Here is an 18,757-nt window from a genome sequence, read left to right as displayed (position 1 = left end):
GGGCCACGAACATCAGGTACGTGCCATGTGTCGCTCCGCGGCCGCGTCGGATGCGCCCGGCGGTTCCGTGGTCGTCTCGGTATCCGAGACGCCGTGGTCGTCGACCATGGTCGCCTCGTCGAACGGCAGCCCGCCGTCGAGGACGACGCGCACCTGCTCGTGGTCCACAGAATTGGTCCAGGTTCCGACCAGCAGCGTCGCAACCGCGTTGCCGGAGAAATTGGTGACCGCGCGGGCCTCGGACATGAATCGGTCGATACCGACGATCAGACCGACACCGTCGAGTAGTTCGGGACGGTGGCTCTGCAAACCGCCCGCGAGGGTGGCGAGTCCGGCGCCGCTCACGCCGGCCGCGCCCTTCGACGCGATGATCATGAAGATCAGCAGCGACAGCTGTTCCGGCAGCGACAGTGGCTGCCCCAGGGCGTCGGCGATGAAGATCGCCGCCATCGTCAGGTAGATCGCGGTGCCGTCGAGGTTGAACGAGTAGCCGGTGGGCACTACCACGCCGACCGTGGAGCGCTCGACGCCTACGTGCTCCATCTTTGCGATGAGCCGCGGTAGGGCCGACTCGGACGACGACGTAGCGACGATCAACAGGTATTCGCGAGCGAGATACCGCACGAGCTTGAAGATCGAGACCCCGGAGACCACCCGCAGAAGGGTGCCGAGCACGCCGAACACGAAGATCAGGCAGGTCAGGTAGAAGCCGAGCATGAGCGTGCCGAGCTGGGCGACGGCTCTGAGTCCGGTCTGTCCGACGACGTTGGCGATCGCGCCGAAGGCACCGATCGGCGCAAGCCACAGAATCATCGAGAGCACCCTGAACACGAGCTTCTGTACGTAGCCGACGCCACGCAGGATTGGTTCGCCCTGCCTGCCCATCGACTGCAGTCCGAACCCGACGAGCAGTGCCACGAACAACGTCTGCAGCACGCTGCCCGCGGTGAGCGAGGACAGCATCGACATCGGGATGATCGACCCGATGAAGTCCATCGTTCCTCCGGCGGCATGGGCCTGCTCGGCAAGTGCCACACCGCTGTTCATGGTGCCGGAGACGTCCAGTCCACTGCCTGGCTTGAGCAGGTTGCCGACGACGAGGCCGATCCCGAGCGCGACGGTCGACATGCCGAGGAAGTACGCCAGCGCAATCCCGCCGACCCTGCCCACACTCGCGGCCGCCCGCACCGATCCGATGCCGAGGACTATGGTGCAGAAGATAACGGGGCTGATCATCATCTTGATCAGGTTCACAAACATCGTGCCGAGCACACCGAGAGACTTCCCGGCTTCCGGGGCTAGCCACCCGACGAGCACACCAGCCACGACGGCGATACCGACGCCGACGTAGAGCCAGTGCGTACGGTCACGCTTCCTCGCGCCTTCGGCGGGTTGCTTTGCTCCTTCGGAGGGTTGCACCGATGCCGCATTCCCTGTTCCACTCGTGCTCATGCGGTGTCCTCTTGATTGGATGGATACTCGGAGAGTCGGGCGGATGATCCCCGAGAGTGATCGGGATCACGCCAACCCGAGAATGAATGCTGGACCCACCCGCGGCACCGGTGAAGTTTGTGTTCATTAGTTTCACGAGTGGATCGACGTCCCGCGGCACTGCCCGTCGGCCGATGAGCCTCGCGCGGCGGCTACTGATCCTGCAGATGGTCGTGCTGGGCGTGGTGGTTGCCGCCCTCTCGGTGCTCACGATCCTGGACGAGCGACGCGATTCGGACGCCGCAACCCGTCGCAACGTAAGCAGCATCGCAGAGGCGGTCGCACTGTCGGAGTCGACGGTCACCGCGTTGCGCAGCCCGGACCCTTCCGCAGTGCTGCAGCCGGAGGCCGAACAGATCCGGGTGGCGACCGACACCGATTTCGTCGTCGTCATGGCGCCCGACGGGACGCGCTACACCCACCCCAATCCGACGCTGATCGGCCAGCAATTCGAGGGGCACACCGAACGGGCGTTGGCCGGGGAGACGTTCACGGAGACATTCACGGGATCACTCGGTCCGTCCATCCGCGCGGTGGCACCGGTCCAGGCCGACGGGCAGCTACTCGGGCTCGTGTCGGTAGGGGTGACCCGTGAACGGATCGGCGAGGAGTTCGCCGAAGGGTGGCCGGCGCTGCTCGGAATCTTGGCGGTGGGGGTCGCCGTCGCGACCCTCGGATCGCTCCTGGTGAGCAGACACCTGCGGCGGCAGACACTGGGCCTGGACCCCGAGGAGCTACGTCGGTTGTACGAGCACAACGACGCCGTGTTGCGGTCGATCGGCGAGGGTCTGATCGTGTTCGGCCGGAGCCGTGACGGACGCGTGCGCGTCGATGTCGTCAACGACGAAGCGCGCCGACTGCTGTGGCTGCCGGACGGTCCGATCACGCTCTACCAGTTGCCCGAGACGCTGCAACGGATCGCCCCGGACTCGGACGAGGAACGGGACGAGGTGCACGTGACGGCCGACCGGGTGCTGATGGTCAGGCACGCACCGGTCCTGTGGGAGGGCAGGAGGATCGGCACCGTCGTGACGCTGCGCGATCACACCGAGTTGCAGAGGGCCTTGGGCGAACTCGATTCCGCGCGCAGCGTCGCCGACTCCCTGCGCGCACAAGCCCACGAGTACGCCAACCGACTGCACACGATCGTGACGATGGTCGAGTTGGGCCGGGGCGATGACGCGGTCTCATTCGCCGCGGCCGAGCTGACGACGTCCCAGCAGCTGATCGACCGTTTGACGGCGGCGGTCCATGAGCCGGCGCTTGCAGCCCTGTTGCTGGGCAAGGTGACCGAGGCTGCGCAGCAGGGCGTGGAGTTCACGGTCACCGAGGACACCGCGCTCGGCCCTGTCCGCGTCCTCAGTCCGCTCGAGATCGTGACCGTGGTCGGCAATCTGATCGACAACGCGATCGATGCCGCGAGGTCCGGACCCGATGAGAATCCGTGGGTGGAAGTTACTGTAGCGGAGGAGGCTTCGATGCTCGTAGTCCGCGTAGCCGACAGCGGGCCGGGCATGGACCCCGACACGCTCGAGCTGGCAACGACCCGCGGATACTCCACCAAACAGGTGGACGGACGGCCGGCACGCCAGCGAGGACTGGGTCTGGCTCTGGTCGCCCAGGTAGTGGCGCGGCACGGCGGACGGCTGCGCACCGAGCCCTCGTTGGCTGGCATGCTCGTTGTGGAGATTCCGCTGCCGAAAGAGCCTGGAGAGATCGACGCCGGGGAGGACTCTGAGAGATGATCCGTGTTCTCATCGTCGAGGACGAACCGTTGATCGCCGAGGCACATCGCTCGTATGTCGGACGCATCGAAGGTTTCTCGGTTCACAGCGTCGCACATACCGCCACCGCCGCGATGCGGGCGGTTGCCGATGCGGCCGCGTCCGGCGACCCGATCGGCCTGGTCCTGCTCGACATCGGCCTGCCGGACGCGAGCGGACTCGACCTCGCGAGCGCGCTCAGCAGCCTTCGGCCCAGCCCGGACATCATCGCGGTGACGTCGGCCCGCGACCTCGACGTCGTGCGGACGGCTGTCACCCGCGGCGTGCTGCTCTATCTTCTCAAGCCGTTCACCTTCGCGGCACTGCGCGACAAACTCGGGCACTACCGGGAGTTCCGCGCAGCGCTGCGAGAGGGCGGGACGGCCGCGAGCCAGCGCGACATCGATCGTGCGATGGCCGTGCTACGCACCGCCGACCTGCGCGCCTCAGCGCCGAAAGGCATTGCCCCGCGAACGGCGGACCTGATCGGTGCGTGTGTGCGGGACGCGGACCGGCCGCTGACGGCCGCCGAGGTCGCGGCCGCCGTCGGGGTCTCGCGGGTGACCGCGTGGCGGTACCTCGAACAGCTCGCGGACGACTCCGTACTCACCCGAGAGACGACGTACGGTCGGACCGGACGCCCGCAGGTTCGTTACACCTGGTCGGCGGCGTCACGTTGAGTGCATCGAGTGCACTCGCGCGGCGCGGGATCAGTTGCCGCGGGCGGCGACGGACGGGACCGTACCCGCTGTGTCGAGTACCCAGGCGTACTCGAACGCCACTTCCTTCCACTTCTCGTAGCGGCCGCTGACGCCACCGTGGCCGGCGCTCATTTCGGTCTTGAGCAGCAGCGGCTCGTCACCCTTCTTCGTAGAACGGAGTGCCGCAACCCATTTCGCCGGTTCGACGTACAACACCCGGGTGTCGTTGATACTCGTGATCGCGAGGATCGCCGGGTAGTCCTTGGCCTCGACGTTCTCGTACGGGCTGTAGGACCGCATGTACTCGTACACCTGCGGATCCTCCAGCGGGTTGCCCCACTCGTCCCACTCGATCACCGTCAGCGGCAGCGACGGATCCAGGATCGAGGTGAGCGGGTCGACGAACGGCACGTTCGCAAGGATGCCCGCGAACAACTCTGGCGCGAGGTTCGCGACTGCCCCCATGAGCAGTCCGCCCGCGCTGCCGCCGTCGGCGACCAACTGCTCGGCCGTCGTCCGCCCCTCGTCGATGAGATGCCGCGCACACGCCACGAAGTCGGTAAAGGTGTTCTTCTTGGTGAGGGTCTTACCGTTCTCGTACCAGTACCGGCCCATCTCGCCGCCGCCGCGGACGTGCGCGACCGCGAACACCATGCCCCGGTCGAGCAGCGACAGCCGCGCCACCGAGAACGCCGGATCCATGCTGGCCTCGTACGAACCGTAGCCATACAGCAGGGTGGGCGCTGGGTGGGCGCCGATTCCCTTGCGCCGCACCACCGACAGCGGAATGCGGGTGCCGTCCTCCGCAGTGGCCCACGCACGGTGCTGCTCGTAGTCCGCGGGGTCGAAGTCGCCCAGCACCGGCTGAGCCTTGCGCAGTAGCAGGTCGCCGGTCGCCAGTCGGTAGTCGTAGACCCGCGACGGTGTGATGAACGAACCGTAGCCGAAGCGCAGCGTGGGCTGTTCCCACTCGGGGTTCGACCCGAGCCCCACCGAGAACAGTTCCTCGTCGAACGCGATCTCGGTCAGCTCGCCGTAGCCGTCCGCGGTGAGCGGCCAGATCGCCAGCCGCGTCAGCACATCCCGCCGGTAGCTGAGGACGACGTGGTCGGAGAACGTGTCGACCTCCTCGAGTCGCACATCGTGCCTGTGCGGGATCAGGATCTCCATCGCGCCTGCATCGGCGATCGGAGCCTGCGCCAGGACGAAGTTCTCGGCCTTCTCGCCGTCGACGACGTCGTTGTGCAGGATGAGGAACCGGTCCTCACCGCCGATCACGACGTGCTCGGCGGTGTACTCGACACCCTCGCGCCGCGGCAGGATCACCCGGAACTCGCCTTCGGGATCGGCCGACTCGAGAATCCAGCCCTCCGTCGTCACCTTCGATCCGAGCCAGATCATCAGGTACTTCTGGCTGCGGGTCGATCCGATTGATACCCAGTAGCGTTCGTCGGGCTCGTGGAATACCCGGAAGTCTTCGTCCTGGGGGGTCCCGAGCTTGTGCCGCCACACCGTGTCCGGCCGCCACGACTCGTCGACCGTCTGGTAGAAGACGTGCCGGTGATCGATTGCCCACGTCGCTCCGGGAGCGGTGTTGGAGATCTCGTCGACGAGCAGTTCGCCGGTGCCCAGATCCTTGAAACGCAGCGTGTACCGCTCGTCGCCGACCACGTCCACCGAGTACGCGAGCAGCGTCCCGTCGTGGCTTACCGAGAACGCACCGAGCGCGAAGAACTCGTGCCCCTCGGCTTCCGCGTTGCCGTCGAGCAGTACCTGCTCGCCCTCGATGGCGACGTCCGCGGACAGCTCCGGTGGGGTCCAGTCGTCGGGAGCCGCGATCGGGCAACGGCAGTGGACGCCGTACTGCTTGCCCTCGACCGTGCGGGAGTAGTACCACCAGTCGCCGAACCGAGTCGGCACCGACATGTCCGTTTCTTGTGTGCGTGCCTTGATCTCTTGGAAGATCTTCTCGCGCAACGGCTCCAGGTGCTCGAGTTGCTGCGTGGTGTAAGCGTTCTCCGCCTCGAGGTACTCGATGACCTCGGGGTTCTCCTTGTCCCGCAGCCACTCGTAGTGATCGACGAACGTGTCCCCGTGATGGGTGCGCTCGAACGGCACCCGCTTGGCGACCGGAGGCGGAGTTGGCATCAGGGGCATTGTCATGTCAGCCCACCCACTCCTCGAACGACAGGCCCGAGATACGCTCGTACGCCTCGATGTATCGGGTACGGGTCGCGTCGATGATCTCCCTGGGCAACGGTGGTGGCGGGGTGTCCGACGAACGATCCCAACCGGATTCGGGCCCGGTGAGCCAGTTGCGGACGAACTGCTTGTCGAAACTCGGCTGCACCTTGCCGGGCGCGTAGCCCTCGGCCGGCCAGTAGCGTGACGAATCCGGGGTCAGAACCTCGTCGGCGAGGACCAGGTTGTCGTCGGAGTCGAGACCGAACTCGAATTTTGTGTCGGCGAGGATGATTCCACGATCCTCGGCGAAGTTGGCTGCCCGGGTGTAGATCTCGAGAGTGTCCTCGCGCAGCTTCACTGCGAGATCCTGACCGACGATGTCGATGACCGCCTGGAAGTCGATGTTCTCGTCGTGGTCTCCGATCTCAGCCTTGCTGGCCGGCGTGAAGATCGGCTCCGGCAGCTTGCTGGCTTCGGTCAGGCCCTCAGGCAGCGCGACGCCGCAGACCGCGCCGGTGCGCTGGTAGTCCAGCAGACCCGAGCCGGTCAGGTAACCACGGGCCACGCACTCGACCGGGACCATCTTCAACTTGCGAACCACCAGCGCGCGACCGAGGACCTCGGCTGGGATGCGCTCGTCCAGCGGATCTCCGGCGAGGTGGTTGTTGCCGCCGAGTTTCTCGAAGAAGAACACGCTCATCGCGGTGAGCACCCGACCCTTGTCCGGGATGGGGGTGGAGAGCACGTGGTCGTAGGCCGAGATCCGGTCACTCGCGACCAGCAGCAGGTGCTCGTCGTCGATCGTGTACAGATCGCGGACCTTGCCGCCGGTCAGATGGGTGTAGGAGTCGAGTGAAGGACGCACGTGGCCACCCTATCGGTCCCGCGTATGAGCGCATGGGGCACCACGAGCGAGGGTGCGGTGACCGTCTCGGCCGGTCGCGGCTCCACACCGCAGATGCGTCGGGCTGTTCTTCGGGGGCCCGGTGATGGGCCGGGAACATCTCGGCCCGCAGAGTGTTGGCATAGATTGTTAGCCATATTATGGACTTTGCGATCGACCGGCGGGAGATTTATGGCGATCGGTACCGGCACGAAGTCGGTGGGCCTGAACTCGGAGCGAGGCCCGATCCTGCTGTCGTTGATGCTCAGCACGTCACTCGTCGCGCTCGACAGCACGATCATCGCGACCGCGGTCCTCACGATCGTCGGCGACCTCGGCGGCTTCGCCCAGTTCCCGTGGCTGTTCTCGATCTACCTGCTGGCCCAGGCCGTGTCCGTACCGATCTACGGGAAGCTAGCCGACATCTTCGGACGCAAACCGATCATGCTGCTGGGTATCGCGCTGTTCGCGGCCGGTTCACTGCTTTGCGGCATCGCGTGGAGCATGCCGGCGCTCATCATGTTCCGGGCGCTGCAGGGCCTGGGAGCCGGCGCAGTGCAGCCCATGGCCCTGACGATCGCCGGTGACATCTACACCGTGGCCGAACGCGCCAGGGTGCAGGGCTATATCGCCAGCGTATGGGGCATCTCGTCAGTGCTGGGCCCGACGCTCGGCGGCCTGTTCTCCGAATATCTCTCGTGGCGGTGGATCTTCCTGATCAACCTGCCATTGTGCGCGATCGCGGCGTGGACGCTGATCCGCAACTTCACCGAGAACGCGGTAGACCGTCATGCGCGGCGGCAGCGCATCGACTACCTGGGCGCCGTTCTCCTCACGACCGGCGCGTCGCTGGTGATCCTCGGCCTGCTCGAGGGCGGGCAAACATGGGCCTGGGTGTCACCGGTCGGCATCGGCGTCTTCGTCGTCGGCGCGCTCGCGCTGATCGCATTCGTGCTCGTTGAACGGCGTGCCGCTGACCCGATACTGCCGCTCCACATGCTCACCCGCAGGATCTTGGTGGCGAGCAGCCTGGTGTCGATGGCGGTCGGCGCGATCCTTCTGGGGCTGACGTCGTATGTGCCGACGTTCGTTCAGGGCGTGCTCGGCACGGGCGCTCTGGTCGCAGGGTTCGCCCTCGCCCTCCTCACCATCGGCTGGCCGATCGCGGCGTCGCTGGCGGGTCGGGTGTACCTGCGGGTCGGCTTCAGGACGACTGCGCTCATCGGCAGCGCGCTGGCGCTCACCGGGTCCGTTCTGTTGCTGCTGCTTTCCGGCAGCTCGCAGGTGTGGCAGGTCGGTGCGTTCTGTTTCGTCATCGGATTGGGCATGGGCCTGGTCGCCGCGCCCACGCTCATCGCGGCGCAGTCGAGCGTCGACTGGGGCGATCGCGGGGTGGTCACCTCGACCAACATGTTCGCCCGCGCGATCGGCAGCTCGGTCGGCGTTGCGGTGTTCGGCGCCCTCGTGAACTCGCGGGTCGGCGAGAATGTCGAACCCGATCCGACGGAGCTCTCCGGTGCGATCCACCTCGTCTTCCTCGGCATCCTCGCCGTCGCGATCCTGCAGACCGTGGCGTCGGCACTTATGCCTGGGCGCGGGAAGACAGACAAAGTGGACCGCGTCGCGCAACCAGTGGGTTGATCGCGCGGCACCCGCACCGGCGCCGGGCGGAGGGAGCCGGGCAGAGGGAGAGGAACGATCTACCGTGGCCCGATCGGCCCGCCCATCAGGATCTCGATGAGCCGGAGGTTGGTCGACGCGTACGTTTCGGCGGCTCCGGGAGCCTGCAGGGTGGACGTCACCGTTTGGACGTCGCAACCGGCCGCGCTCGGCACTTCGTCGATCCTGTCACGGAGCCAGTTGAGTGCGTCCGGAGCACCGGTGACTATGAGGCTGGCGTGCAAGCTCATCTCATCTCGGCGGTAGGTCACCGGGGTGCCGCCCGCGCAATACGCATCGACCAGGTAATCCACGGTGGCGATCGGGACGATCTCGTCGTTCACGCCGCTGTAGAGATAGACCGGGGCCGACGGGGACGCGCCGCCCAATTTGGTTTCGTCCACAGCCGCCGCGACCACCGGCAACTGCATCAATTGAGCGTAGGGAACCGTGAGGTAGGGACTGTTGTCGCGGAAGGCGTTCGTCGCGAGGGTGCGCGCGAGGCATTGATCGGCCATCGCGCTCACGGCCTCGCGCCCCGCGGGTGTGAGATGTGCGTCGATCTCCCGTGCAGCGTCGGGATAGACCTCTCGTGCCGACGCAAGACCGATCAATTGCAGTCCCGACCAGAAGGTTCCGCTCAACGAGTTCAATGCGACCGGGTCGGGAAGGGGCGAACCCATCGCGATTCCACGAATGTTCAACTCGGGCGCGTACGACGGCTGCACCTCCGCCGCCCACCCGGTCGCCAGGCCGCCGCCGGAGTAGCCCCACAGCCCGATCGGTGTCTGCAATCCGGCGAGCCCGAGCGGGTCGAACTGCACCGCGGCGCGGACCCCATCCAGGGCTGCGTATCCCGGCTCGCGGGGCGCACCGATACGGGCTGCGGGCCCCGCGTGATCGGGAACCGAGACCGCCCAACCCTGTTGCAGCGCATGGCTGATGAACGTCATCTCGCCCTGTGTAACGAAGCCTTCCGGGCCGGACCCGGCCCGCATCGCGATCGAGGGAGCGCACTCGGGATCGATGCTGTCCTGGGCGACCTGGTAGGACAGCAACGGACGCCCAGCGGGAGGGGCTGCGCCCTCCGGGAGGATCACCGTGGTGACTGTCGCCATGGGTCGGCCCGCGAGATCCGTTGTCCGGTAGAGCAGTTGCCAGGCCAGTGCATTGAACGGTAGCTCGGCGTAGGACGCCAGTTCCACCGGCCGCTCCCGCAAGATCGTGCCGGGCTCGGTCGACTCGAATCCGTCCGGCGCACGGTAGAAGGCGTCGTCGCTCGCCGGCACCGGAGTGGCCACCGCCGATCCGGGGGTCGCGACCGCGCCCGCTGAAAGGAGGGCTAGAGCCGTTAACGCCATCACTGCCCTCGAGATGTTCGACAAGCGCACGAGCCGGAGAGTAGCCCACCGAGGGCCCGCAGTTGATGTGCCGCGCCGAGCGCACCGATCGCAGAGATCTGACACCCTGGAGGCATGACCTCCCCCGCTCGCGTCACCATCACCTACTGCACGCAATGCAACTGGCTACTGCGCGCCGGATGGATGGCACAGGAACTGCTCAGCACGTTCGGTACCGACCTCGGCGAGGTGGCCCTCGTCCCGGGGACCGGTGGCGTCTTCCAGATCGCAGCCGACGGCACAGTCATCTGGGACCGGAAGGCCGACGGCGGTTTTCCGGACATCGTGACACTCAAGAAGCTCGTGCGGGACACCGTCGTCCCGGACCGTGACTTGGGGCACGCCGACCGGAAGAGCTGACTCGGATCGCACGGGCGGTCAATCCGTTCGCGGTCCGAAGCTGTCGAGCATGACGATGGGCCGGTCGCCGCCCCGCGACGTCGCCTCGACCTCGAGCAGTCCGGCGAAGGTCTTTGCGGTGTAGACCGGGTCGAGCGGGATTCCGAACTCCTCACCCACACGCTGAGCTGCCCGCCCCTCTGCGGTGGTGTACCCGTATCCGGGGCCCAAGTAGTCGCGGGTCACGGTGAGCTCCATCGAATCGAGGTCGATGTCTCCGAGCTTCGCGCCCCGACGACGCAGGAGGGTCTCGGTGCGACGGGCTAGGTCGCGAAGGTCTTTCGGACCGAGCGGCAAGGTGTCGTTGACGACCACCGCGACGACCCCCGTGCGCAGACCGGCCAGGCGCAGCCCCAGCAGCAGCCCCGCCACGGTCCCACCGGATCCGACCGCGGCGACGACGTACGCCGGCTCCGGGATCTCCCCCGCCTCTACCTGCGCGGCCAACTCCAGTCCCGCCTCGACGTATCCGAGCGCGCCAATCGGGGAGGAGCCGCCCGCCGGCAGGTAGTACGGCAACCTACCGCCGCGGACGTGACGCAACATCAGGTACGGCGCAGCGGCGACCGTTCGCAGCTTGGTATGGGTGAAGTGCAGCGTCGCACCGGACCGCTGCAATCGCGCGAGCTGCGCGCGAACATGGTCGTCCACGGGCTGGTCGACCAGCGCGATCGCCGTCTCGATACCGAACTGCTTGGCGTACAAGGCTGCCGCGAGGCCCCAGTTGGTACCGATACCGCCGACGGTGATGATCTGCTTGGACTTGTGGGCGAGTACATCCGGGATGATCCACTCGAGCTTACGGACCTTGTTGCCGCCCCAGCCTCCAGATCCGAACGTGCTGTCGTCCTTGAGCCAGGCCCGGTTTCGGGTGCCCAGTCCCTCGAGCTTGCGCAGCGGCGTAGGTACATCGCCGAGACGAACGTGCGGCAACGACTCGACCAGTTCCGGGAACCGCCGATGCAGGCGCGGTGATGTCGGCGCTGCGTCATCCATGGTGAGCACCGAGCCGTTCGCGGATCGAACCGGCCAGGGTGTCGAGGGCCGGCCGCGACGACGAGGCCGGGCGACCACGCAGCCCGAACCCGTCACCCGCCTTCCGCGGGACCACGTGCAGATGCACGTGGAAGACCTCTTGGCCGGCCACCACACCATCGGCCAGGAAGAAGTTGATTCCCTCCGCTGCGACGGCACTCCCCCGCAACGCCGCGGCCATCCGCTGACCCACCTGGAACAGGCGGCCGCCGTCCGCGGCATCCAACTCGGCCAAGTTCGCCGCGTGCGTCTTCGGCACCACGAGCAGGTGCCCGCGGGTAAACGGACGGATATCCATGAAGGCGATGGTGTGCGCATCGTCGTGCACGACGCTCGACTCAGCCTGGCCCGCGATGATGGCACAGAAGACGCAGTGACTCATGCTGGACGATGGTATGCGGCATTAGCCGGGGTGACGAGCGACGAGGTACTGCGCGTGTGTCGCCGCCTGTCAGCCCAGCGTCGCCTTCGCGAACGCCAGCACCTGCGGCCAGGACAACTCCCAGGCCGCCTTGTTCACGACGTTGTCGTGGCGAGCGGGGGCGCTGAACCCGTGTTCCGCGCCGGGATACGCGTGCACGATCGTCGCCCCGCTCTCACGCGACTGGAGCGCCGCCTGCAACGCTTCGAAGGTTCCGGTCGTGAGTATGGTGTCTGCACCGGCATGCAGCACCATCACGGGTGCGGTAGTCGTCGCAGCGAGGGCAACGGTGTCGAGCGCGTGGTTCGCCGGCGCCGGATCCCAGATCGACGGGTGGTAGGCAACGACATTCGCCAGTCTGGCGTCACGTGCACCGAGCAGTAGCGCGAAACGGCCACCGAGGCACCAGCCCATCACACCGACACGACGCGCGCCAAGGTCACCATGCGCATAGTCGAGCAACGCGCCCATCTCCGACAGGCACGTCTCGTCGTCTAGTTGTCCCATGAGCTCGAAGAGGCGCTCCTGCGGGGTGTCGTCGAGGCTCGGTCCGTGCCACGGATCCCACACCAGTGCGTTGATCCCGGTTGCGGCGACGTCGGCGGCGAAGGTGCGCACCTGCGCGTCGATCCCAGTGATCATCGGCAGCAGCAGCATGACACCGTCGCTGCCGCCCTCCGGCCGCGCCAGGTGCGCGGAAAGGTCGCCGACCGCGACCGTTTGCGTATCGATCTCGAAATCCGTTGTCACAGAATCGCTCCGGGGACGTATCGAGCGGCATCGGGATTGGCGTCGACGAGCTTCTGCACCTCGGCGACCACCGAATCGACCTGCGCACCCGCGGCGCCGACGAACGCGCTCCTGTCCGCGAGCGCCTCGTCGAGTGCGGCCCGGTCCAGCCCCAGACGCTCGTCGCCGGCGAGCCGGTCGAGCAGGTCGGGCTCCCTGCCCTCCTCACGCATCCCGAGCGCGACCGCGACGGCGTGTTCCTTGATGACCTCGTGCGCGGTCTCGCGCCCCACCCCGGCGCGGACGGCCGCCATGAGGACCTTGGTGGTGGCGAGGAAGGGCAGGTAGCGGGCCAGTTCGTTCTCGATGACGGCCGGATAGGCACCGAACTCGGCGAGCACCGTCAGGAACGTCTCCATCTGGCCGTCGATCGCGAAGAACGCATCGGGCAGCGCAACACGGCGGACGACCGAACAGAACACGTCGCCCTCGTTCCACTGCGCGCCGGCCAGCTCGGCGGCCATCGAGGCGTAGCCGCGCAGCACCACCTGCAGGCCGTTGACCCGCTCGCACGAGCGGGTGTTCATCTTGTGCGGCATCGCCGACGAGCCCACCTGACCGGGCTGGAAGCCCTCGGTGACCAGCTCGTGGCCGGCCATCAGGCGGATGGTGTGGGCCAGCGAGGACGGCGCGGCACCGACCTGCACGAGCGCGGACAGCACATCGTGATCGAGCGAGCGTGGGTACACCTGACCGACGCTGGTGAACACGTGCGCGAAGCCGAGATGCTCGGCGACCTTGGCCTCGAGCTGCTCGAGCTTCGCGGCGTCACCCTCGAGGAGGTCCAGCATGTCCTGGGCGGTGCCCATCGGCCCCTTGATCCCGCGCAACGGGTAGCGGTCGATGAGCTCACGCACGCGTGCGAGAGCGACCAGCAGTTCGTCGGCGGCCGACGCGAAACGCTTGCCGAGTGTGGTGGCCTGCGCGGCGACGTTGTGCGAGCGTCCGGCCATGACGATGCCGGTGTACTCGGCGGCCCGTTCGCCCAGACGGGCGACGACCGCGACACCGTGGTCGTATACGTGCTCGAGCGAGCGGAGCACCTGCAGCTGCTCGACGTTCTCGGTGAGATCGCGGCTGGTCATGCCCTTGTGGACGTGCTCGTGTCCCGCGAGGGCATTGAACTCCTCGATGCGCGCCTTCACGTCGTGCCGAGTCACGCGCTCCCGCTCGGCGATCGAGTCGAGATCCACCCGTCGCAGGACGCGCTCGTAGTCCTCGAGGGCCTCGCGTGGGACATCGATACCCAGCTCAGCCTGTGCCCGAAGCACTGCCAACCACAGCTGACGCTCGAGCACGATCTTGCGCTCCGGCGACCACAGCTCCCTCAGGGTGGGGCTGGCGTAACGGGTGGCAAGGACGTTCGGGATGCGACTCACGAGACCCCAGTCTACGGCCGGACCCGAACGCTCACGTCAGTGCATTCTCGACGGCGCCAGGTCGTCTATCAGGTCGAGCAGCATCGCCCGTACCATCGCCCGCGGATCGGGATCGACCTCGCTGAGCGCCCCCACCACAACGCCGTCGACGACGGCGACCAACCGGCGCAGGCGCGTCTCCCAGACAATACGGCTGGACCGCCGCAGCACCTCGGCGAGTAGATCGTCGAGCTGAGCCCGCAGCCGCAGTTGGACATCCCGCAACTCGGGATGTCGGGCGGACGCGAGGAACCGCTCATACCGTGCGATCAACCGCTCCCGTCCGCCGTCGTCGACCTCCTCCGGCCCCACCAGCAACTCCACGATCAGGTCGACCGTGGCCTCGCCCCCGCGTCGCCGCTGAGGGAGGCCGTCGACCCGCTCACGCATCGTGTCGAGTTCACGGTTGCCGTTGTGTTCGACGGCGAGCGCCACCAGCTCGTCCAGCGACCCGAAGTAGTAGGTGGTGGACGCGAGGGGGAGATCCGCCCGGGAGGCCACAGCGCGATGTCGGACGGCGTCGAAACCGCCCTCGAGCAGAAGATCCGCCGCCGCAGTCACGAGTGCCTGCCGACGCCTCTCACCCTTAGGGGTCGGGGCGGATGTCATCCCTTCATCGTGCCAGCTCGGGAACCGTGCCACGGCGCATTGGGGGATCGCCGCGCGCACGCCGCTACTTCGGCTCGGGCAGCCATCGCTCGAGCCGGCGCAGGGCGTCCCGGATCTCGGCGGTAGATCCCGCGAACGACAGGCGCACAGTGCGGTCGCCATGGGCGGTGTCGAAGTCGACACCCGGCGCCACCGCCAGTCCGGTCTCGGCGAGCAGCCGAGCGCACCACGACGTCGAGTCGTCGGTCAGGTGCGCGATGTCGGCATAGACGTAGAACGCGCCGTCCGCAGGTGCCAGATCGGTGAGTCCCAACTTCGGCAGGCCCGTCAGGAGCAGCTCCCGGTTAACCGCATACCGCTGGACGTGGCCGTCGAGTTCGGCCCGGGATTCGTCGGAGAACGCCTCGAGAGCGGCATATTGCGAGATCGTCGGCGGGCACACTGTCATGTTCGACGAGAGGCGCTGCAACGCCCGACGGAGGTACTCGGGCACCAGCGTCCAGCCCAGTCGCCACCCGGTCATCGAGAAGTACTTCGACACCGACCCGACGACGACAGCCTCACGCGACGTCTCCCACGCGCAGGCTGTCGACTGGACGCCCTTGTCGGCACTGTCGGCACTGTCGGCACTGTCGGCACTGTCGGCACCACCGAACTCGATACCGTGGTAGATCTCGTCGGAGATCAACAGCGTGTCGTGCGCCTCGCACCAGCGGGCCAGCGCCGCGAGCTCGGCGGGGTCGATCACCGTGCCGGTGGGGTTGGCAGGGCTCGCAACGATCAGCCCCGCCGGTGAGGTGCCCGAGTGCTCCAGAGCCTCGAGCATCGCGACCGTCGGCTGGAATCGGGTCTCCGGGCCGCAGTCGATCTCGACGACATTGCAGCCCAGTGCCGCCAACGTGTTCCGGTAGGCGGGATAACCCGGACGGGCCACGACGACCGTGTCCCCGGCTTCGAACGCGGCCAGGAAGACCAACGTGAACGCACCCGACGAGCCGGTGGTGATGATGACTTCGTCGGCGTGCACGGAGATGCCCGACCGTCGGCTGTGGTAGTCGGCGATGACCTCGCGGAGCGGTTCGATCCCGAACGTCTCGGTGTAACCGAGCAGCTGGTTGTCCAGAGCCTCCCGCGCCGCACGCAGCACCGGCGCCGGCGCGGGCGTGGACGGCTGACCGGCCGCGAGCGACAAGACGTCACCGTGGGTGCGTTGACGCTCGGTGGCCGCCTTCAACACGTCCATCACGTGGAAGGTCTGGATGTTGGACCGCTGGGATTCGGAGCGCACACCCTGACGCTATCGTGGCCCACTCGTTCAGGCGCGACACGTCCCCGATACCTCCCGGCCGTCCGCCGCTCCCGGCGCTGTTGAGCGGGCACGGCATCACCGCGATTTCGCGCGTAGGGTCGAGGCGGCGGCTGTGCCCAGGGAAGCGTGGACGGTTGGCCGCATCTCCCTCGGCGAATCCGTCACCAACTCCAGGAGCCCGACAACCGGGAGTGCAGCACCATGAACGAGTCCCTCGCCATCGACAAGCTGCGACGTGAAGTCAGCGATTACTACGGTCGGCAGCTACAAAGCAGTGACGATCTCAAGACCAGCGCCTGTTGTGATGCCGAGAGCATCCCCGACTGGTTGAAGCCGGTGTTGTCCGCTATCCATCCGGAGGTGCTCGCCCGCTACTACGGGTGCGGGCTCGTGTCCCCGGCTCTGCTGGATGGCTGTCGAATTCTCGATCTCGGCTGTGGAACTGGGCGCGACGTGTATGCCCTCGCACAACTTGCCGGCAGCGAGGGCCGGGTGACCGGCGTCGACATGACCGATGAGCAGCTCGACGTGGCCCGCGAGCATCAAGACTGGCACAGCGAACGTTTCGGCTTCGCCAACACGAACTTCCTGAAGGGCTACATCGAGGAACTGGAGGCTCTGCCCCTCGAGCCCAGCAGTTTCGATGTCATCGTTTCCAACTGCGTGGTGAACCTCGCGGCCGACAAGGAAGCAGTGCTGCGCGGGGTTTACAGGCTTCTCGAGCCCGGCGGCGAGTTCTACTTCTCGGATGTCTACGCGGATCGCAGGGTGCCAGAAGCGCTGCGCGAGGACCCAGTGCTGTACGGAGAGTGCCTGAGCGGCGCCTTGTACTGGAACGATTTCCTGACGCTGGCCAAACGCTGCGGGTTCACCGATCCCCGCCTCGTGACCGATCGTCCGCTCGAAATCAGCAGCCCCGAGGTGGCGTCCAAGACCGGAAACATCCGCTTCCATTCCGCAACCTACCGCCTGTTCAAGCTGGAGGGGCTCGAAAGCGCCTGCGAGGACTACGGCCAAGCGGTCGTCTACCAGGGCAGCATCCCCAACCAGCCTGGGCGCTTCCTGCTCGACAAGCATCACGACATCGAGACCGGCAGGGCGTTTCCCGTTTGCGGCAACACCTGGCGCATGCTTTCGGAGACCCGCTTTTCTCCGCATTTTCAGTTCCAGGGAGATTTCTCCCGCCACTACGGCATCTTCGCCGGTTGTGGAACCGACATGCCGTTCACTGCCGATGCTCGAGACGGGAGTACGCAGGGCAGCTCTTGTTGTTGAGGCCCTTTCAGGGCAGTGCGTCGAACCCTTTCAGGGCAGAGCCGTCGAACCTTTTCAGGGCAGAGCCGTCGAGCCCTTTCAGGGCAGTGCGATCCGGCCCTCGACCGCCGCGAGGCCGATGTCCCGGCGAAAGTGGCTGCCGGGCAGCTTGATCCCGGAGATCTTCTCGTAGGCATCCTCCCGGGCCTCGCTCAGATCGGCTCCCACGCCGACCACACTGAGGACGCGACCGCCAGCGGAGACCACCCGCTCGTCGGCGAGTGCGGTGCCTGCGTGCAGGATGCCGTCCCCGTCCGCGCCGGTGATCGCGTCGCCGGTGCGCGGGGTGGACGGGTAGTTCTCGGCCGCCAGCACGACGGTGACCGCGGAACCGTCCCGCCACTGCAGCGGCGGGATCGACGCGAGGGTGCCAGTCGCAGTAGCACTGAGGGCCTCGCCGAGCGGGCTCTCGAGCAAGGCCAAGACGGCCTGGGTCTCGGGGTCACCGAAGCGGCAGTTGAACTCGACGACGGCAGGGCCGCCGCGTCCGATCGCCAGGCCCGCATAAAGCAAGCCAGTGAACGGGCAGCCCCGCTTCACCATCTCGGCCGCGACCGGCTTGACGACCTCCTCCACGATCTGTGAGACCGTCTCGGCCGGCAGCCACGGCAGCGGCGTGTAGGCACCCATGCCACCGGTGTTCGGGCCGGTGTCGCCCTCGCCGACGCGTTTGTGGTCCTGCGCCGGGAGCAGCGGGACCACGGTCTCGCCGTCCACCAAGCAGAACAGCGACACCTCCGGGCCGTCGAGGAACGACTCGAGAAGCACCGGATGGCCGTTCTCGAGGCACTCGGCGGCGTGGTCGCGTGCGGCGTGACGATCGGGCGTGACGACGACGCCCTTACCCGCCGCCAGTCCGTCGTCCTTGACCACCCAGGTGGGACCGAAGCGGTCGAGGGCGGCATCGAGCTCGGCCGGGTTGTCGACGACCTCGCTGTGAGCGGTGCGGACGCCGGCTGCCGCCATGACGTCCTTCGCGAACGCCTTGGAGCCCTCGATGCGCGCGGCCGCGGCGGACGGGCCGAAGCACGCGATACCCGCCGCCCGTACAGCGTCGGCGACCCCCAGGACCAGCGGCACCTCGGGCCCGATGACGACCAGGTCGGCCAGCACAGTCCTCGCGAGCGCAACGACCGCGTCACCGGAAGCGACGTCGACCGCATGGGTCTCGGCGATCCGAGCGATCCCGGCGTTGCCGGGGGCACACATCAGCTTGTCGACACCCGGGTCGCGGGCCAGGGCCAGCAGAAGGGCATGTTCACGGGCTCCGGAGCCGATCACGAGTACGCGCACGGGTGCCAGCCTACGACCCGAGCGACCGACCCGAGCGACGAGGCCTCGACGACCCCACCCTCGCCGCTGCGGGCCGAATCAGTGGCCGT

The 18,757-nt window shown here is 67.2% G+C and carries 16 protein-coding genes; 5 read left to right on the top strand and 11 right to left on the bottom strand.

All coding sequences use genetic code 11. The features are described from left to right. Positions 1-12: 12 nt before the first annotated feature. A complete protein-coding gene (locus EGT50_RS15150; RefSeq protein ID WP_127955490.1) occupies positions 13-1,452 on the bottom strand; it encodes a cation:dicarboxylate symporter family transporter in 1,440 nt (479 codons plus the stop codon). Between the two features lie 173 nt (positions 1,453-1,625). Here EGT50_RS15150 and EGT50_RS15145 point away from each other — a divergent pair, with 173 nt between their 5' ends. Further along, entirely contained in the window at positions 1,626-3,236 is a 1,611-nt protein-coding gene (locus tag EGT50_RS15145; protein ID WP_127955489.1) for a sensor histidine kinase, read from the top strand. Then, on the top strand, positions 3,233-3,934 hold the full coding sequence (locus EGT50_RS15140) for a response regulator (protein ID WP_127955488.1): 702 nt from the start codon (positions 3,233-3,235) through the stop codon (positions 3,932-3,934). Before EGT50_RS15145 ends, EGT50_RS15140 begins: the two co-directional genes overlap by 4 nt. 30 nt (positions 3,935-3,964) lie before the next feature. Here EGT50_RS15140 and EGT50_RS15135 read toward each other — a convergent pair whose 3' ends face one another. Then, positions 3,965-6,112, bottom strand: a complete 2,148-nt coding sequence (locus tag EGT50_RS15135; protein WP_127955599.1) for a S9 family peptidase — start codon at positions 6,110-6,112, stop codon at positions 3,965-3,967. Positions 6,113-6,119: 7 nt separating this feature from the next. Then, the gene (locus EGT50_RS15130; RefSeq protein WP_127955487.1) at positions 6,120-7,004 is read right to left on the bottom strand and encodes a phosphoribosylaminoimidazolesuccinocarboxamide synthase; all 885 of its coding nucleotides are present in this window, start codon (positions 7,002-7,004) and stop codon (positions 6,120-6,122) included. Between the two features lie 210 nt (positions 7,005-7,214). On the opposite strand from EGT50_RS15130, the gene EGT50_RS15125 reads away from it, so the two are divergent. Then, on the top strand, positions 7,215-8,663 hold the full coding sequence (locus EGT50_RS15125; RefSeq protein WP_127955486.1) for an MDR family MFS transporter: 1,449 nt from the start codon (positions 7,215-7,217) through the stop codon (positions 8,661-8,663). Positions 8,664-8,722: 59 nt separating this feature from the next. Here the strand turns inward: EGT50_RS15125 and EGT50_RS15120 are convergent, their stop codons facing one another. Next, positions 8,723-10,072 (bottom strand): lipase family protein, encoded by a 1,350-nt coding sequence (locus EGT50_RS15120; RefSeq protein ID WP_127955485.1) that lies wholly within the window; start codon positions 10,070-10,072, stop codon positions 8,723-8,725. A gap of 84 nt (positions 10,073-10,156) precedes the next feature. Here EGT50_RS15120 and EGT50_RS15115 point away from each other — a divergent pair, with 84 nt between their 5' ends. After that, the gene (locus EGT50_RS15115; protein WP_127955484.1) at positions 10,157-10,441 is read left to right on the top strand and encodes a SelT/SelW/SelH family protein; all 285 of its coding nucleotides are present in this window, start codon (positions 10,157-10,159) and stop codon (positions 10,439-10,441) included. A gap of 18 nt (positions 10,442-10,459) precedes the next feature. Here EGT50_RS15115 and EGT50_RS15110 read toward each other — a convergent pair whose 3' ends face one another. The 6 genes from EGT50_RS15110 to EGT50_RS15085 form a co-directional block, all read right to left on the bottom strand. Then, entirely contained in the window at positions 10,460-11,476 is a 1,017-nt protein-coding gene (locus EGT50_RS15110; RefSeq protein WP_127955483.1) for a 1-aminocyclopropane-1-carboxylate deaminase/D-cysteine desulfhydrase, read from the bottom strand. Further along, positions 11,469-11,897 carry an HIT family protein gene (locus tag EGT50_RS15105; protein WP_127955482.1) on the bottom strand — a complete coding sequence of 143 codons (429 nt, stop codon included), beginning with the start codon at positions 11,895-11,897 and terminating at the stop codon, positions 11,469-11,471. Before EGT50_RS15105 ends, EGT50_RS15110 begins: the two co-directional genes overlap by 8 nt. A 69-nt stretch (positions 11,898-11,966) precedes the next feature. Then, positions 11,967-12,668: a dienelactone hydrolase family protein gene (locus tag EGT50_RS15100; protein WP_127955598.1), complete on the bottom strand. Its 702-nt coding sequence runs from the start codon at positions 12,666-12,668 to the stop codon at positions 11,967-11,969. A 14-nt stretch (positions 12,669-12,682) separates the two neighbouring features. After that, positions 12,683-14,104 (bottom strand): adenylosuccinate lyase, encoded by a 1,422-nt coding sequence (purB, locus tag EGT50_RS15095; protein WP_127955481.1) that lies wholly within the window; start codon positions 14,102-14,104, stop codon positions 12,683-12,685. Between the two features lie 36 nt (positions 14,105-14,140). Then, a complete protein-coding gene (locus EGT50_RS15090; protein ID WP_127955480.1) occupies positions 14,141-14,752 on the bottom strand; it encodes a TetR/AcrR family transcriptional regulator in 612 nt (203 codons plus the stop codon). Between the two features lie 64 nt (positions 14,753-14,816). Further along, a complete protein-coding gene (locus EGT50_RS15085) occupies positions 14,817-16,040 on the bottom strand; it encodes a pyridoxal phosphate-dependent aminotransferase (RefSeq protein WP_127955479.1) in 1,224 nt (407 codons plus the stop codon). A gap of 222 nt (positions 16,041-16,262) precedes the next feature. Between EGT50_RS15085 and EGT50_RS15080 the strand changes: the two genes are divergently transcribed. Next, positions 16,263-17,336: a methyltransferase domain-containing protein gene (locus EGT50_RS15080; protein ID WP_206615841.1), complete on the top strand. Its 1,074-nt coding sequence runs from the start codon at positions 16,263-16,265 to the stop codon at positions 17,334-17,336. Between the two features lie 78 nt (positions 17,337-17,414). Here the strand turns inward: EGT50_RS15080 and purD are convergent, their stop codons facing one another. Then, positions 17,415-18,668 carry a phosphoribosylamine--glycine ligase gene (purD, locus tag EGT50_RS15075; protein WP_127955478.1) on the bottom strand — a complete coding sequence of 418 codons (1,254 nt, stop codon included), beginning with the start codon at positions 18,666-18,668 and terminating at the stop codon, positions 17,415-17,417. Positions 18,669-18,757: the final 89 nt, after the last annotated feature.

This window comes from Rhodococcus xishaensis (assembly GCF_004011825.1).
Classification (GTDB): Bacteria; Actinomycetota; Actinomycetes; order Mycobacteriales; family Mycobacteriaceae; genus Prescottella; species Prescottella xishaensis.
Note: the sequence above shows the minus strand (reverse complement) of the source record. Positions and strands in the feature narration are given on the sequence as shown.

Excerpts from the sequence above, each read along its gene's own strand:
- EGT50_RS15150 (WP_127955490.1), bottom strand. The coding sequence starts at position 1,452 with ATGAGCACGAGTGGAACAGGGAATGCGGCATCGGTGCAACCCTCCGAA.
- EGT50_RS15145 (WP_127955489.1), top strand. The coding sequence starts at position 1,626 with ATGAGCCTCGCGCGGCGGCTACTGATCCTGCAGATGGTCGTGCTGGGC.
- EGT50_RS15140 (WP_127955488.1), top strand. The coding sequence starts at position 3,233 with ATGATCCGTGTTCTCATCGTCGAGGACGAACCGTTGATCGCCGAGGCA.
- EGT50_RS15135 (WP_127955599.1), bottom strand. The coding sequence starts at position 6,112 with ATGCCCCTGATGCCAACTCCGCCTCCGGTCGCCAAGCGGGTGCCGTTC.
- EGT50_RS15125 (WP_127955486.1), top strand. The coding sequence starts at position 7,215 with ATGGCGATCGGTACCGGCACGAAGTCGGTGGGCCTGAACTCGGAGCGA.
- EGT50_RS15115 (WP_127955484.1), top strand. The coding sequence starts at position 10,157 with ATGACCTCCCCCGCTCGCGTCACCATCACCTACTGCACGCAATGCAAC.
- EGT50_RS15110 (WP_127955483.1), bottom strand. The coding sequence starts at position 11,476 with ATGGATGACGCAGCGCCGACATCACCGCGCCTGCATCGGCGGTTCCCG.
- EGT50_RS15105 (WP_127955482.1), bottom strand. The coding sequence starts at position 11,897 with ATGAGTCACTGCGTCTTCTGTGCCATCATCGCGGGCCAGGCTGAGTCG.
- EGT50_RS15090 (WP_127955480.1), bottom strand. The coding sequence starts at position 14,752 with ATGACATCCGCCCCGACCCCTAAGGGTGAGAGGCGTCGGCAGGCACTC.
- EGT50_RS15080 (WP_206615841.1), top strand. The coding sequence starts at position 16,263 with ATGAACGAGTCCCTCGCCATCGACAAGCTGCGACGTGAAGTCAGCGAT.